This is a genomic window from Rhizobium sp. RHZ02, assembly GCF_014851575.1.
GTDB classification, from domain to species: Bacteria; Pseudomonadota; Alphaproteobacteria; order Rhizobiales; family Rhizobiaceae; genus Rhizobium; species Rhizobium altiplani.
In genome coordinates this window covers 109,905-124,230 of sequence record NZ_JACUZX010000015.1, presented here as the reverse complement: position 1 = coordinate 124,230, position 14,326 = coordinate 109,905, and the positions used below count along the sequence as shown (strand labels likewise).

Below are 14,326 nucleotides of genomic sequence, written 5' to 3'. Positions count from 1 at the left end.
CACCCAGACCAGCCATGGCATGAGGGCCAGAGGCCGCCAACTTCGCCCCGCCTCAGAACCCAACTAAAACAACCAACGTCCAAAAAACAAACCCGCCGAAAATATCGACGGGTTTGTCAGCAGTCTGAGCCCGGCTGATGCCGGGCTCTTTTGTTGTGCGCCCAGCATGGGCGCATTCTTGTGGGTGGAAGTCCCACCGTAAGCTGGTCACAGCGAGCGAAGTCAAGCGCAACTGCGGCAGGGTGACCAACCGTGGGGAGGAAGCGATCCGATCAAAATTATCTGTAAAAACCCTTGCAAGTGGGAGCCGTCCACATATGGGGAGATCTCGCCTTGCGCCTGAAAGGGCGACGGTGTCGAGCCGGAGTGAGACGTCAGCCGAGGCGGTAGTAGGGAGCGCATAGGCGCGAACGAAGGTCCGAACGAGAGAGAGTGAAGTTCCTCCAAGGATGAGCAAGGCCATGCGTCAGATGCCGGAAGTGTCCGGGCGATCGGAGAGGCAAGCGGGTGAAGCCCGCCGGAGCTCCGGTCGCGACGAAGCCGAGCCCCCGCCGAGGATTGGGAACGACACAGGCGCAGGGCTGCTTGAGGTGGCCCTGCGGCGAGAGAACCTTCTGCGGGCGTGGAAGAGGTGCGGGCCAACAAAGGCGCGGCGGGCGCGGACGGTCTGGACATTGACCAGACGGCCGCAATGCTACGCATCTCTTGGCCTGCCATCCGCGACAGCCTGCGGGAGGGGACGTACCGGCCACAGCCGGTGCGTCGGGTGATGATCCCGAAGCCAGGGGGCGGCGAGCGCGAGCTTGGCATCCCCACGGTGCTGGACCGTCTGATCCAACAGGCGCTCCTGCAAGTCCTCCAGCCTATTCTTGATCCGACTTTTAGTCAGCACAGCTACGGCTTCCGTCCTGGAAGGAGTGCACACGATGCCGTCCTGGCGGCGCAATCGTTCGTGCAGTCCGGACGGCGGGTTGTCGTGGACGTTGACCTGGAGAAATTCTTCGACCGGGTTGACCATGACATCCTGATCGACCGTCTGCGCAAGAAAATCCCCGATCCCGGCGTGATCCGCTTGGTACGGGCCTATCTGAACGCCGACATTGTTGATGGGGTGTGGTCCTCAAGCGGACCCGAGGCACGCCGCAGGGTGGGCCGCTGTCGCCGCTTCTGGCCAATGTGTTGCTGGATGAGGTGGACAAGGAACTTGAACAGCGGGGCCATGCCTTCTGCCGCTATGCCGACGACTGTAACGTCTACGTGCGGTCACAGCGGGCGGGCGAACGGGTGATGGCTCTGCTGCGGCGGCTTTATGGCCGACTTCGCCTCAAGGTGAACGAGACCAAGAGCGCCGTTGCCAGTGTCTTCGGCCGCAAATTCCTCGGCTATGCTTTCTTCAAAGCACCAGGACGGGTGGTCAAGAGACTGGTCGCCGACAAGGCCATCAAGGCGTTCAAGGAGCGCATTCGCGAACTGACACCGCGCGTGACGGGTCGATCCCTGAAAGCGGTGGCAGAACGGCTGCGTATCTTCGTGTGCGGATGGAAAGCCTACTTCCGGCTGGCGCAAACATCTCGGGTCTGGCAAAGGCTGGACGAATGGATGCGTCACCGTTTGAGGGCTATCCAGCTCAAGCAATGGAAGCACAGCAGGACTATCTTCCGGGAACTGACGGTTCGGGGGGCAAAACCCGATGTGGCCCTACAGGTGGCGGCAAACGCCCGCCGCTGGTGGCGCAACAGCGGCAAGCTCATCAACGCCGTTCTCACCATCAGATGGGCCGACCAACTCGGAATGCCCAGACTCGCATAACCTCAATCCCTCGAACCGCCCGGTGCGGACCCGCATGCCGGGTGGTGTGGCAGGGGAGCGATCACATCGAGCGCCCCCTATGCCGATTTGGAGCTGTAATGGTAAGTCGCGGACGGGATCAATCGCTGTCGAGCTCGATACCCTGCACCTTCTTCAGCGGGCTGAAGGTCATCCTGTGCAGCGAGCAGGGACCGTGCTTCTCGATACCGGCCCTATGTTGCGCGGTGCCATAGCCGGCATGCGCGGCAAAGCCGTAAGCCGGAAAGGTGCTGTCGGCGCGCGCCATCATCCGGTCGCGCGTCACCTTGGCGACGATCGATGCGGCGGCGATCGAGACGGAGCGCGCATCACCCTTCACGACTGCCTGGCCGGGGCAGGCGAGCCCAGGCGGAACGTCAAGCCCATCGGTCAGGACAAAGCTAGCTGGTATCGACAGGCCGCAGATGGCGCGGCGCATGGCATCCAGACTGGCCTTGCGGATATCGGTCTCATCGATGCGCGTCGAACTTGAAGAGGCGATCGAGACGGTCGCGGTTGCGAGAATCTGAACGAAAAGCTCTTCGCGCCTCAGGGCCGAGAGCTGCTTGGAATCGTTCAGGCCTTCAGGAATGCGTTTCGGATCGAGAATGACGGCTGCCGCCACGACGGGACCGGCCAGCGGCCCCCGTCCGGCCTCATCGGCACCTGCAACCGGCCAGTGACCGGCCTTGCGCGCCTTCAGCTCCAGCCGGAAATCCGGCACGAGGGGGACATCTTCGAAAAGCATGGGAGAATCGGGTGACGTGCGACGGCTCATGCAGCTGACCCTCGCACGCCAACCCGATTTCCTGCAAGTCCCCGGATCAGGGCGGCGGGCCGGGGACTCCAGCGCGGAAGGGCAGGGCGACCATCCGCGAAGCTGAAATGTCAGAGCAGCGAGAGCTGGACGCCGCTGCCATCGGGCGGAACGAACAGGTCGTCCCGCAGCCGCATGCTGCGCCGGGTCATGCCCAGCCGTTTCGTCGCCATTTCGAAACGGCGCGCAATCTGCCAGGCATAGGGTCCGGCGCCCTTCATTCGCTTGCCGAACTCAGCATCGTAATCCTTTCCGCCGCGCATCGAGCGGACCAGCGACATGACGTGACGATAGCGGTCGGGATAGTTCTGCAGCAGCCAGTCGCGAAACAGCGGCGACACCTCGAGCGGGAGACGCAGGATGACATAACCCGCCTCGGTGGCACCCGCCGCGTGCGCCGCATCCAGAATTCGCTCAAGCTCATGGTCGTTGAGCGCCGGAATCATCGGGGCAGCCAGGACCGATGTCTGGATGCCTGCCTCGGAGAGCGCGCGGATGGCCTCCAGCCGGCGCGTCGGCGTCGAGGCGCGGGGCTCCATGGTCCGCGCCAGCTTTCGGTCGAGCGTCGTCGCCGACAGTGAAACGCGGACAAGGTTTCTTTCCGCCATCGCCGAGAGAATGTCGAGGTCGCGCAGGATCATTGCCGACTTGGTTACGATCGAAACCGGATGGTTCGCCTTTTCCAGCACCTCAAGGATCTGCCGCATGATGCGCCATTCCTTTTCGATCGGCTGGTAGGGATCGGTGTTGGTGCCGATCGCGATTACCCGCGGCTTGTAACCAGGCTTCGCCAATTCTCGCTCCAGGAGTTTCGCCGCATCCGGCTTGGCAAACAGCTTGGCTTCGAAGTCCAGACCGGCCGAAAGGCCCATATAGGCATGCGTCGGCCGCGCGAAGCAGTAAATGCAGCCATGCTCGCAGCCGCGATAGGGATTGATCGAGCGGTCGAAGGGAATGTCCGGCGACTCGTTGCGGGTGATGACCGTTCGCGGCTTCTCGATCTGCACGTCGGTCTTGAACGGCGGCAGATCCTCAAGGTTCTGCCAGCCATCGTCGAACGCTTCCCGACGCAGAGGCTCAAAGCGCCCGTTCGGATTAAGCCCGGCCGCACGCCCACGGCGGCGGTCGACATCGATCCGCAGGCCGGCAGATACGATCATCGTATCGGCAATATCTGCCGTATGGGCAGGCGCGAATGCGGCCTGCCCTGCAAGGGACTGCTCATTCATCGGATTCTCCGCTGGCGGAAGCTTTGCTTCCATCCGTTTTGATGATTAAATTCCTATCGGCAAAAAGAGAACAATGCAAGAACAAAATGAGGAAAGTGTCGCTGGCAAATTTTTGTGCGGCGCTCTATGAATAGGCAATGTTGACAGTTGTGCTGGAATGCCAGGATCAGGAACCGGAACTGGCGCAGACATTATCGGTGTTGGTTGCAGGCGCAGTGGAGGGGCTCGTCAGCGACGTCGTGGTGCTGGACCACGACTCGCGGGATGGAACGTCGAGGGTGGCCGACGCCGCCGGCTGCCGCTTCCATTCACAATGGGATATCAAGGACATAGTGCATTCGGCGCGAGGCGAGTGGCTCCTTTTCGTGGAACCGGGGGCGCGACCGCAGACCGGCTGGATCGACGAGATTGCTGAGTATATGATCCTGAACAAGCTACCGGCGCGGTTCAACGCGTCGCGCGGATACCGACGGCCGTTCCTGCAGCGTATCGGGCGTGTTTCGTCGCCGCTGGAGCTAGGTCTTCTCCTTCCGAAGGCGCAGGCGATCGCTGCCGCAAGAAGCGGAATGCGTCTCGCGGAATTCGCGAAGGGGCAAAAGCTGCGCAAGCTCAGCAGCGAGCTGATTCCATCCTGGGTCGCGCGCGCGGCGCGATAGTAGGTAGGGCGCTGCTCCGCGTGCCACCCATGCGGATAATTGGCGCCCGATACAATTTTGCGCTATAATTCCATCATGGCGCCGCCCGAGCGCCTCGCTTCGTGACGGTCGACCATGGAATGCCGGCAGACGGCAGAACAGGTCAGCGGAAGTCTCCTCTTCTGCCGGTTTCCGGCAAAAGGAGGTGCGTCATGAAACGCAATATGATCCGCGGCCTGATAGCGGCCGTCATATTGACGACATCGATGATCGCGCATCCGCATTCGGCAGCATCGCAGATGATGCGCAGTTGCGCAGGCCGATCCGAGGTCGTCAATTTCCTCGACAAGAATTTTGCCGAGAGACTGACGGCGGTCGGGCTGATCAACCAGAACGCCATGCTTGAGGTCTACGCCGCGCAGAGCGGCACGTGGACGCTGCTCATCACGGATGTTCACGGCGTAAGCTGCATCCTGCTGTCGGGTGATAGCTGGGATACGATGCCTGCTCTGCCGGGCATAGGGGCATAGAGCGGCAGACGGTCGCCTGCCGAAGCAGTCCGTTACTTGCCGGCGCCGCGCTTCAGGTGCTCATCGAGGCGCGGCATGATCTCCACGAAATTGCAGGGCATGTGGCGGTAGTCGAACTGGGATTTCAATATGCCGTCCCAGGCGTCCTTGCAGGCGCCAGGCGAGCCCGGCAGCGCGAAGATGAAGGTCGCGTTGGCAACGCCCGCCGTGGCGCGGGACTGGATCGTCGAGGTGCCGATCTTGTCGTAGGAGATACGGTGGAACACTTCCGAAAAGCCATCCATCCTCTTCTCGAAGAGCGGCTCCAGAGCTTCCGGGGTGACGTCGCGGCCGGTAAAGCCGGTTCCCCCCGTGGTGATGACGACGTCGATATCGTCGCGTTCGGTCCACGCCTTCACGCGGGAAGCGATCGCCTGCCGATCATCGGGGACGATCGCGCGGTCGACCAGCCGGTGCCCCGCCTCCTTGATTCTGGCGGCCAGCGTATCGCCGGAGCGGTCATCGGCAAGCGTGCGTGTATCCGAGACCGTCAGCACGGCAATGCCGACAGGAATGAAGGGACGCGTTTCATCCAAACCCGGCATCATGACCTCCCGCAGTCGTTTCCGTGGCTTCGAAATACCAGTCCGGCCGTTCGCGGTGAAGCGCGGCGGCGGCGTCTTCCGCCGCCGCAAGCGTATGGAAGATACCGTAGCAGGTCGCACCGGAACCAGACATGCGAACGAAAGATGCGCCCTGCTTCTTGAGCATCGTCGAGATCTCGGCAATTTCGGGCAGCAGGTCGCGAGCGACCGGCTCAAGGTCATTGCGCGTAGCGCGTATCGCCTCGACCCAGTTGAAACGCGGCGTCATGTCGAGCGGCGGATTGGCCTTGTTCGTCAGCCTTCGGAAAACCTCGGGCGTTGATACGCCTTTCAACGGGTTTGCCAGCACCATGGCAAAGGCCGGCATGTCGTCGACAGGCACGATTTGCTCGCCAATGCCCCTGGCGATCAGCGGTCTGCTCGCCAGGCACATAGGCACGTCGGCGCCAAGTCGAATGGCGATTGCCTCGATGGTCGCGTTCAGAAGCGAGACATTCCAGAGCCGCATCAGACCGCGAAGCGTAGCCGCCGCGTCGGCCGAGCCGCCGCCGATACCGGAGGCAATCGGCAGGTTCTTTTGGAGATGGATGCGGACGGCGGGAGCGGAGCCGCCCTCGCGAGCGATCGCCTCGCGCATAAAGTCCCGAGCCTTCAGGACGAGGTTGTCGTCGCGGCTGTCGTCAAGCGCCTCGGCAAAACGCCCGGAGATCACGAATTCATCTTTATCCGCCAGCGCAAAGCCCAGCCGGTCACCATGTTTGGTGAAGGTCACGAGCATGTCGAGCCGATGGTAGCCATCGGATCTCTGGCCCGTCACATGCAGGGCCAGATTGATTTTTGCCGGAGCGTCCTCGATGACCGTCACGTCATCGCCCATACTCGCCTCTGGCATCGCCGATCAGGACTTCTTATCGGTAGGCTTCGGTTGGATCGGCGCCGGGTCAGGCTGTTTCTTGTCCGCAGCCTTGGAGTTGTCTGTATCCTGCGGCAGGCCGTTGGCGATTTTGTCCTTGATCTTCGGGATCTCGGATGCCTCAGGGTCGGAGCCGAGCGCGCGGTTCCACTGGTAGACGGCTTCGAGCTTGCGTCCGACGCGCCAATAGGCATCGCCCAGATGGTCGTTGATCGTCGCGTCGCCGGCCTTGATCTGCGCAGCCTTCTCCAACTCCTCAACCGCTTCGGCGAAGCGGTTCAGCCGGAAATAGGCCCAGCCGAGAGAGTCGATGATGTAGCCATCGTCGGGACGCAGGTCGACCGCCTTCTTGATCATCGCCAGCCCCTCGTCGAGGTTCCGGTTCATGTCGATCCACGAGTAGCCAAGGTAGTTTAGAACCTGCGGCTGATCCGGGTTGAGCTCCAGCGCCTTGCGGAAATTCGGCTCGGCCTGGTCCCATTTCTTCAGGCGCTCATAGGCAATGCCACGCTGGAAGAAGACAGTCCACGCGCCCTTGCCCGGCAGTGGGCCGATAACTTCGACAGCCTTGTCGTAGTTTTCGGCCATCGCGGCGTAATCCTTCACGTCCGACAGCACGCTGCCATAGGCGAGGTAGCTGCGAACGTCGTTCGGATCGGAGGCAATCAGGTTCTGAAGGTGCTTGCGTGCCTCATCCACCTTACCGCCCTGTGCAAGTGCAAGGCCGAGCTGAAGCTCGGAGATGCGGCGCATCGGCGAGTTCTCGGGTACCTGCTGGTAGAGCGCGATGGCGCGGTCCATCTGCTCCTGTTTCTCGGCAATGCCACCGAGCATGACGAGCGTATCGGCGCTATCGGGATCCAGCGTCTTGGCGGTCTGCAGGTAGAGCGAAACAATATCCTCGGCGCCGTCGCGGTTCAGCGCGCCACCGATGGAGAAGAGCACGCCGGCAGCACCCTGCTTGGCCGTCTGGATCTGCTGCTCCTGCTTCTCGCCCTTTTCGATGCTCTGGCGCAGCGCTTTGAGCGGCGCGTAGTTGGGCAGCAGGTTGTCGCCGACGGAAATTGCGTCGAGCGCCTTCTGCTTGTTGCCCTGTGAGGCTTCGAGCCGGGCAAGAGCGATGACGGCGCGCATGAAGGTATCAGGAGCGGTCGCGCCGCCGTCCTTGTCGAGCACGGCGTCGTTGAGGTTCTGGCGAGCGGCCCTGATGTCGCCGTTCACGATCGCGATCGCGCCGGCATTGTATGACTTGAAGATGCCGACCCAATCCGGTCCCTTCATCTTCTGGATCGTGGTGAGGGCTTCCTTGCCACGGCCGGCGCCGACGCGGGCCCAAGCGGCGAGCAGATCGTTCATCATCCGGTCGAGATCGTTCGGTCCGGTATATTTCAGAAGGGATTCAGCCGTCTTGTATTCGCCACGGCGAATGGCATCCATGCTGCGCACGATGGTCGTGATGCGCTCGACGGTCGGATCACCCTTCAGGTCGTTGGCGTATTTCACGCCGTCCTGGATGTCGCCGTTCAAAAGCAGCGAGATCATCAGTCGCTGGCGGATTTCCGGATTTCCCGGCTCGATCTGCAGCGCCTTCTTGTAGAGTTCGATCGCCGTCTCGTAATCGTGATCGACATCGGCGGTCCGGGCAGCCAAAAACGCACCGGAGAAGCTCGTGACGCTATCCGGATCGAAGATCACTGTCGCGGCATCGTCCTTCTTGGCCGTCTCTTCGGCATTCACGCCGCCGAGCGCTGCCAGCGATATGACCGCTGCCATGGCTGCGCTCGAAAGAAGACGGATGGCAAGTTTTTGCCGCATTAGAAAACCTCTCTTGTGGCAGCCGGCCTCGTCCGACTGCAAATCAGTTGAAATGACTGACTCACAACAGGATGGCTTTTTTGAAGCGGTCCTGCAATAAAATCAGCCCGCGATCAGTGACCGTCGATTAATTGACGCGCTCGATGCAAAAGTCGATGACTTCCATCAGGGCCGATTTCCATGCCGTGTCGGGAAGGGGCGCAAGCGCATCGCGTGCGATCGTGCCGTAGTGAACCGCCCGGGCGATGGTATCGTTCAGCGTGCCGTACTTGGTAATCAGGCCAAGTGCCTTTTCGAGATGCTGGTCGCTGCTTTCGCCGCCTTCAATGGCCTGACGCCAGAAGGCGCGTTCTTCCTCGGTGCCGCGGCGATAGGCCAGGATCACAGGCAGCGTGATCTTGCCCTCGCGGAAGTCGTCGCCGACATTCTTGCCGAGATCGGCTGCCTTTCCGCCGTAATCCAGCGCGTCGTCGACCAGCTGGAAGGCCAGCCCGAGGTTCATGCCGTAGGACTTCAGCGCGTTGCGGCCGGATTTGCCGGCATCGGCGACGATCGGGCCGACTTCGGCAGCCGCGGCAAACAATGCCGCCGTCTTCGCGCGGATGACGGCGAGGTAGTCGTCCTCAGTTGTTTCCATGTTCTTGGCGACGGAGAGCTGCAGCACTTCGCCTTCCGCGATCACGCAGGCAGCCGAGGAGAGCACGTCGAGCGCTTCGAGCGAGCCGACCTCGACCATCATGCGGAACGCCTGGCCGAGCAGGAAGTCTCCGACGAGCACGCTGGCCTGGTTGCCCCAGATCATGCGAGCCGTGGACTTGCCGCGGCGAAGGTCGCTCTCGTCGACCACATCGTCATGCAGCAGCGTCGCGGTGTGCATGAACTCGACCGATGTCGCAAGCTTGATGTGGTTTTCGCCCTTGTAGCCGAACAGCGCAGCCGAGGCCAAAGTCAGCATCGGGCGCAGACGCTTGCCGCCGGACGAGATGAGATGGTTGGCCACCTCAGGAATCATCTGGACGTCGGAACCGGCCTTGGAGAGAATAAGCTGGTTGACCCGTTGCATGTCCGCCTTGGTCAAATCGACCAGCGGCTTGACGGATGCCAGTTTGTTTTTGCTTTCTTCAAGCGGTATGACCACGCCCAACGACCCGGACTCCTGTTAAATTATTGGGTTCGACAATAGAAAGGGGCGATTGGCGCGGCAAGGGGTGAATTGTCGCGTCGCGCAAATTTGAAAGGGATTTTCCCGCAAATGCATGAACTTATTCGCGCCAATGATCCCGTACTGCTCTCCTTTGCGGAGAGTCTGCTGAAGGATGCGGGGATTCACTGCTTCATCGCCGATCAGGGCATGAGCATTCTGGAAGGGTCACTCGGCATGCTGCCGCGCCGGCTTCTCGTCGATGATGACGAGGCGGATCGGGCGCGCCGCATTCTCGTGGATGCCGGGCTCGGCGACGAACTGCGGATGCCGAAGTGAGCTTTTGATGACGGAAGATGTTGCCGAGACCATAGATGCCTTTCACCGGGGGCTGTTCCATGTGGTGCAGCCGAAGGGCAGGGGGCATCGCTCGGGCATGGATGCAATGCTGCTCGCAGCGCTCGTTGCCGACGATCGTCCGATCAAGGTTGCCGATCTCGGTGCCGGCGCGGGTGCTGCAGGCTTGGCCGTCGCGTCACGGCTGCCGGCCGCGGAAGTCGTGCTCTTCGAGCGCTCGGGCGAGATGGCTGACTATGCGCGCCGCAGCATCCTCCTGCCTGACAATGCGCATGTGGCCGGCCGCGTTTCAGTCGTCGAGGCGGATGTGACGCTAAGGGCGAAGGCGCGAAACGAAGCCGGTCTTGTCGATGAGAGCTTCCATCATGTCATCATGAACCCGCCGTTCAACGATGCAGGCGATCGCCGGACGCCCGATGCCTTGAAGGCGGAGGCGCATGCGATGACGGACGGACTGTTCGCAAGCTGGGTGCGGACGGCCGGGGCGATCATGATCCCCGGCGGACAATTGTCCTTGATTGCGAAGCCGGAATCGATCGCCGAAATCATCGATGCCTGCGGACGCCGTTTCGGCGGCATCGAGGTGACCGCAATCCATCCGCGCGAAGGCGAGAACGCCGTGCGCATCCTCGTCACGGCGATAAAAGGATCGCGCGCGCGGCTTTCGCTGCGCGCGCCACTCATCATGCACGAGGAGGGGACGCATAAATTCTCCCCCTTCGTGGACGATCTCAACAATGGCCGGGCGGCCTATGCCAGGCGCTAGCCGGTCACGAAGTCAATCAGCAGCTTGACGTTCAGGCCGGCAATCAGGATCGCGATCACATAGGCGATGGCGCTCAGCCAGCGCGGGGCGACCAGCGCACCCATCTTCGCCTTGCTGGCGGTAAACATCACCAGCGGGAAGACGGCGAAGGAGAGCTGGAGGCTGAGCACGACCTGCGTCAGGATCAGCAGTTCCGCCGTCCCTTGGTCGCCATACCAGATCGTGACGAAGGCGGCCGGAATGATGGCGATCGCGCGGGTGATGAGGCGGCGAACCCATGGCTGAAGCCGGATCTTCAAGAAGCCTTCCATGACGATCTGGCCGGCAAGGGTTGCTGTCACCGTCGAATTCAGGCCGCAGCAGAGCAAGGCGATGCCGAAGAGCGTTGGCGCGATTGCCAGGCCGAGCAGCGGCGAGAGCAGCGCAGATGCTTCGCCCAGTTCCACGACATCCGTCTTGCCGTTGGCGTGGAAGGCGGCTGCTGCAAGGATCAGGATCGATGCGTTGATCAGCAGCGCAAAGCACAACGCTATGGTCGAGTCGATCGTGGCGTAGGTCAGCGCCTCGCGCTTCTCCGGCACCGAATGGCCGTAAGCGCGGGTCTGGACGATGCCGGAATGCAGATAGAGATTGTGCGGCATCACCGTGGCGCCGAGAATGCCGAGCGCGAGGTAGAGCATCTCGGGGTTGGAGACGATCTCGGTCGTCGGGAAGAAGCCCCGGATCACGGCGCCCCATTCCGGATCGGCAAGGAAGATTTGCACCCCGAAGCACACCGCAATGATACCGAGCAGAGCGATCACGAAGGCTTCCACCCAGCGGAAGCCGATCTTCTGCAGATAGAGAATGAGGAATACGTCGAGCGACGTGATAAGCACACCGAGCTCGAGTGGGATTCCGAAAAGCAGATTGAGGCCGATCGCCGTGCCGATCACTTCGGCAATGTCGGTGGCGATGATGGCGACTTCGGCAAAGGCCCAAAGCGGCACGGAAACATATTTCGGGAAGGCGTCGCGGCAGGCCTGGGCGAGGTCGCGACCGGAACCGATGGCAAGGCGCGCACAGAGCGACTGCAAAACGATCGCCATCAGGTTGGACAGCAGAGCAACGGTCAGCAGCGCATAGCCGAACTTCGATCCACCGGCGAGCGAGGTTGCCCAGTTGCCGGGGTCCATATAGCCGACGGCCACCATGTAGCCGGGTCCGAGGAACGCAGCGATCCGTCGCCAACGTGTGCCATGCTTGTGCGTCTGGACGGAACGGTAGACATCGGAAAGCGATGCCTCTTCGCGCTCGTGTCGCCAGCCGGTCTTTGCGTTCGGATTTACGATGTCCATGCAGTGTCCGCCTACTATCAATGCGGCCAGTATGTCCGATTAGAATGATAATGCAAGTCATTCGCAACAAGAATTCTGAACTGGCAGATGTTTTCTGCGCCGGCCATTGCGTTTGTCGCGCCGTTGCATACATGGAAGACGTTCGCTGATCTTGTCGCAAAGGATGGAAAATGGCCGGATTTTTGAAGAGGTTGCTGCCGAAGCGGTTCCGCAAGGAAGGCGTGGTCATTCCCGTCGTTCGACTTCACGGTCCGATCATGAGCGGCGGAAGCCAGTTCCGGCCGACCCTCAATCTCGCCGCAACTTCACAGGTCCTGGAAAAGGCTTTCAGCTTCAAGGATGCGCCGGCGGTCGCCATCTCGCTTAATTCACCCGGCGGCTCCCCGGTCCAGTCGCGGCTCGTCTTCGCGCGCATTCGCGATCTTGCGCGTGAAAAGCAGAAGAAGGTTCTCGTCTTCGTCGAGGATGTTGCGGCATCCGGCGGTTACATGATCGCTCTTGCTGGCGACGAAATTATTGCCGACCCCACCTCCATCGTCGGCTCGATCGGTGTCGTCTCCGGCGGCTTCGGCTTTCCCGAACTCTTAAAGAAGATCGGCGTAGAGCGTCGCGTCTACACGGCGGGGGAAAACAAGGTAATCCTTGATCCGTTCCAGCCCGAGAAGGAAAAGGACATCGAATACCTGAAGACCCTGCAGCTGGAGATTCATCAGGTCTTCATCTCCATGGTTCGTGAACGCCGCGCCGGAAAGCTGAAGAGCGACGAAGTGGTCTTCTCCGGACTTTTCTGGACCGGCACGCGTGGTCTCGAACTCGGCCTCATCGACGGGCTCGGCGACATGCGGCAGGAGCTGAAGCGTCGCTATGGGGCGAAGACCAAGCTCGAGCTGGTGATGCCCGCGCGCGGCCTTTTCGGAAGGCGCATTCCGGGTATATCGTCAGCCAACTTGGAAGGCGCCGGAGCTGGCCTTGCGACCGGACTTGTCGAGGCCGCCGAGGAGAAGGCATTGTGGAGCCGCTACGGGCTCTGAGGGATAAAAGGCTGGCATTATGCCGCAACTGATAATCATCATCGTGCTGGTGGTCGGAGCCTGGCTTCTCTACCGCCGCTTCGTTGCCGATGCACAGCGGCTCGCCGAGCGATCCCGGCGTGCCGAGAAGGAGCGCCAGACGGGCGCCATCGGCACGCTGGTCAAGGATCCGGTCACCGGCGAATATCATCTGAAGAAGGACGAGGACGAGTAGGGCCGCAAAAGCCTTGACCCGTCTGGCGCGGCGTGGCACCTGTCCGCGCACTTTTTGTACGAATTCGGAAGCCGTTCCATGTCTGCAGCAATTCCCGACCACATGAACCCGAAGCGCTCGTTCCAGGCGCTGATCCTCACGCTCCATAACTATTGGGCGGACAAGGGTTGTGCGGTGCTGCAGCCTTACGACATGGAGGTCGGTGCCGGCACGTTCCACCCGGCAACGACGCTGCGCGCGCTCGGCCCCAAGCCGTGGAAGGCCGCCTATGTGCAGCCGTCGCGCCGCCCGTCGGACGGCCGCTACGGCGAGAACCCGAACCGTCTGCAGCACTATTATCAGTACCAGGTCATCCTGAAGCCGAATCCGTCGAACCTGCAGGAGCTCTATCTCGGCTCGCTGGCTGCGATCGGCCTCGATCCGCTGCTGCACGACATCCGTTTTGTCGAGGACGACTGGGAAAGCCCGACGCTCGGTGCCTGGGGTCTCGGCTGGGAATGCTGGTGCGATGGCATGGAAGTGTCGCAGTTTACTTATTTCCAGCAGGTCTGCGGTATCGAATGCTCGCCCGTCTCGGGCGAGTTGACCTATGGTCTCGAGCGTCTGGCGATGTATGTGCAGGGCGTCGACAACGTGTACGACCTGAACTTCAACGGGCGCGAAGGCGACGAGAAGATCAGCTACGGCGATGTCTTCCTACAGGCCGAACAGGAATATTCACGCCACAATTTCGAATACGCCAATACGGAAATGCTGCATCGCCACTTCATCGATGCCGAAAAGGAATGCCAGGCGCTTCTCGCCGCCGGCGCTCCTGGCGACAGCGATAATCAGAAGCTGCACAAGTGCGTCTTCCCAGCTTACGATCAGTGCATCAAGGCGTCACACGTTTTCAATCTGCTGGATGCGCGCGGCGTCATCTCGGTTACCGAGCGTCAGAGCTACATCCTGCGTGTGCGGACGCTGGCGAAGGCCTGCGGTGAGGCCTTCCTGCAGACGGATGCGGGTGGGGTGAACTTGGCGAAAACCGCCGCTTGAAGAGCGGCAGTCAGCGGCGCTCGTCGCTTCTGATCTCGACGCGGCGTTCCACCGGACGAGCCTTGCTGGACGAAAAAGTACGTTGCGATGGC

General features: G+C 61.5%; 14 protein-coding genes and 1 pseudogene. 8 read left to right on the top strand and 7 right to left on the bottom strand.

Annotated elements, in window-relative coordinates:
• Window positions 1-449: 449 nt before the first annotated feature.
• Window positions 450-1,809: pseudogene (ltrA, locus tag IB244_RS33165) on the top strand (group II intron reverse transcriptase/maturase).
• Between the two features lie 118 nt (window positions 1,810-1,927).
• Here ltrA and IB244_RS20490 read toward each other — a convergent pair.
• Together IB244_RS20490 and IB244_RS20485 are read right to left on the bottom strand one after the other, a co-directional pair.
• The gene (locus tag IB244_RS20490) at window positions 1,928-2,605 is read right to left on the bottom strand and encodes a ribonuclease HII (protein ID WP_112656775.1); all 678 of its coding nucleotides are present in this window, start codon (window positions 2,603-2,605) and stop codon (window positions 1,928-1,930) included.
• Between the two features lie 110 nt (window positions 2,606-2,715).
• A complete protein-coding gene (locus IB244_RS20485) occupies window positions 2,716-3,873 on the bottom strand; it encodes a PA0069 family radical SAM protein (RefSeq protein WP_192305370.1) in 1,158 nt (385 codons plus the stop codon).
• 137 nt (window positions 3,874-4,010) lie between these two features.
• On the opposite strand from IB244_RS20485, the gene IB244_RS20480 reads away from it, so the two are divergent.
• Window positions 4,011-4,529, top strand: coding sequence for a glycosyl transferase (locus IB244_RS20480; RefSeq protein WP_169682741.1), 519 nt, complete (start codon window positions 4,011-4,013; stop codon window positions 4,527-4,529).
• Between the two features lie 191 nt (window positions 4,530-4,720).
• Complete coding sequence (locus IB244_RS20475) at window positions 4,721-5,038, top strand: hypothetical protein (protein WP_018859322.1); 318 nt, start codon at window positions 4,721-4,723, stop codon at window positions 5,036-5,038.
• 32 nt (window positions 5,039-5,070) lie between these two features.
• Here the strand turns inward: IB244_RS20475 and moaB are convergent, their stop codons facing one another.
• From moaB to IB244_RS20455, 4 genes are all read right to left on the bottom strand, one after another.
• Complete coding sequence (gene moaB / locus IB244_RS20470; RefSeq protein ID WP_025661923.1) at window positions 5,071-5,622, bottom strand: molybdenum cofactor biosynthesis protein B; 552 nt, start codon at window positions 5,620-5,622, stop codon at window positions 5,071-5,073.
• Entirely contained in the window at window positions 5,606-6,514 is a 909-nt protein-coding gene (locus tag IB244_RS20465) for a 4-(cytidine 5'-diphospho)-2-C-methyl-D-erythritol kinase (protein WP_169682740.1), read from the bottom strand. Before IB244_RS20465 ends, moaB begins: the two co-directional genes overlap by 17 nt.
• Window positions 6,515-6,520: 6 nt before the next feature.
• Window positions 6,521-8,350 (bottom strand): tetratricopeptide repeat protein, encoded by a 1,830-nt coding sequence (locus IB244_RS20460; RefSeq protein WP_018859325.1) that lies wholly within the window; start codon window positions 8,348-8,350, stop codon window positions 6,521-6,523.
• Window positions 8,351-8,477: 127 nt separating this feature from the next.
• The gene (locus IB244_RS20455) at window positions 8,478-9,494 is read right to left on the bottom strand and encodes a polyprenyl synthetase family protein (RefSeq protein ID WP_025661920.1); all 1,017 of its coding nucleotides are present in this window, start codon (window positions 9,492-9,494) and stop codon (window positions 8,478-8,480) included.
• A gap of 108 nt (window positions 9,495-9,602) precedes the next feature.
• Here IB244_RS20455 and IB244_RS20450 point away from each other — a divergent pair, with 108 nt between their 5' ends.
• Together IB244_RS20450 and IB244_RS20445 are read left to right on the top strand one after the other, a co-directional pair.
• Window positions 9,603-9,830: a DUF2007 domain-containing protein gene (locus tag IB244_RS20450; RefSeq protein WP_018859327.1), complete on the top strand. Its 228-nt coding sequence runs from the start codon at window positions 9,603-9,605 to the stop codon at window positions 9,828-9,830.
• A 7-nt stretch (window positions 9,831-9,837) separates the two neighbouring features.
• Window positions 9,838-10,614 carry a tRNA1(Val) (adenine(37)-N6)-methyltransferase gene (locus IB244_RS20445; RefSeq protein WP_112824286.1) on the top strand — a complete coding sequence of 259 codons (777 nt, stop codon included), beginning with the start codon at window positions 9,838-9,840 and terminating at the stop codon, window positions 10,612-10,614.
• On the opposite strand, the gene IB244_RS20440 is transcribed toward IB244_RS20445, so the two are convergent.
• Window positions 10,611-11,951 carry an Nramp family divalent metal transporter gene (locus IB244_RS20440; RefSeq protein ID WP_113472000.1) on the bottom strand — a complete coding sequence of 447 codons (1,341 nt, stop codon included), beginning with the start codon at window positions 11,949-11,951 and terminating at the stop codon, window positions 10,611-10,613. The genes IB244_RS20445 and IB244_RS20440 overlap by 4 nt on opposite strands.
• Window positions 11,952-12,121: 170 nt before the next feature.
• On the opposite strand from IB244_RS20440, the gene IB244_RS20435 reads away from it, so the two are divergent.
• From IB244_RS20435 to IB244_RS20425, 3 genes are all read left to right on the top strand, one after another.
• A complete protein-coding gene (locus tag IB244_RS20435; protein ID WP_113472001.1) occupies window positions 12,122-12,982 on the top strand; it encodes a S49 family peptidase in 861 nt (286 codons plus the stop codon).
• 19 nt (window positions 12,983-13,001) lie between these two features.
• On the top strand, window positions 13,002-13,196 hold the full coding sequence (locus IB244_RS20430) for a membrane protein (protein WP_018116661.1): 195 nt from the start codon (window positions 13,002-13,004) through the stop codon (window positions 13,194-13,196).
• A gap of 78 nt (window positions 13,197-13,274) precedes the next feature.
• Window positions 13,275-14,234, top strand: a complete 960-nt coding sequence (locus tag IB244_RS20425) for a glycine--tRNA ligase subunit alpha (RefSeq protein ID WP_018859332.1) — start codon at window positions 13,275-13,277, stop codon at window positions 14,232-14,234.
• The last annotated feature ends 92 nt before the right edge of the window (window positions 14,235-14,326 follow it).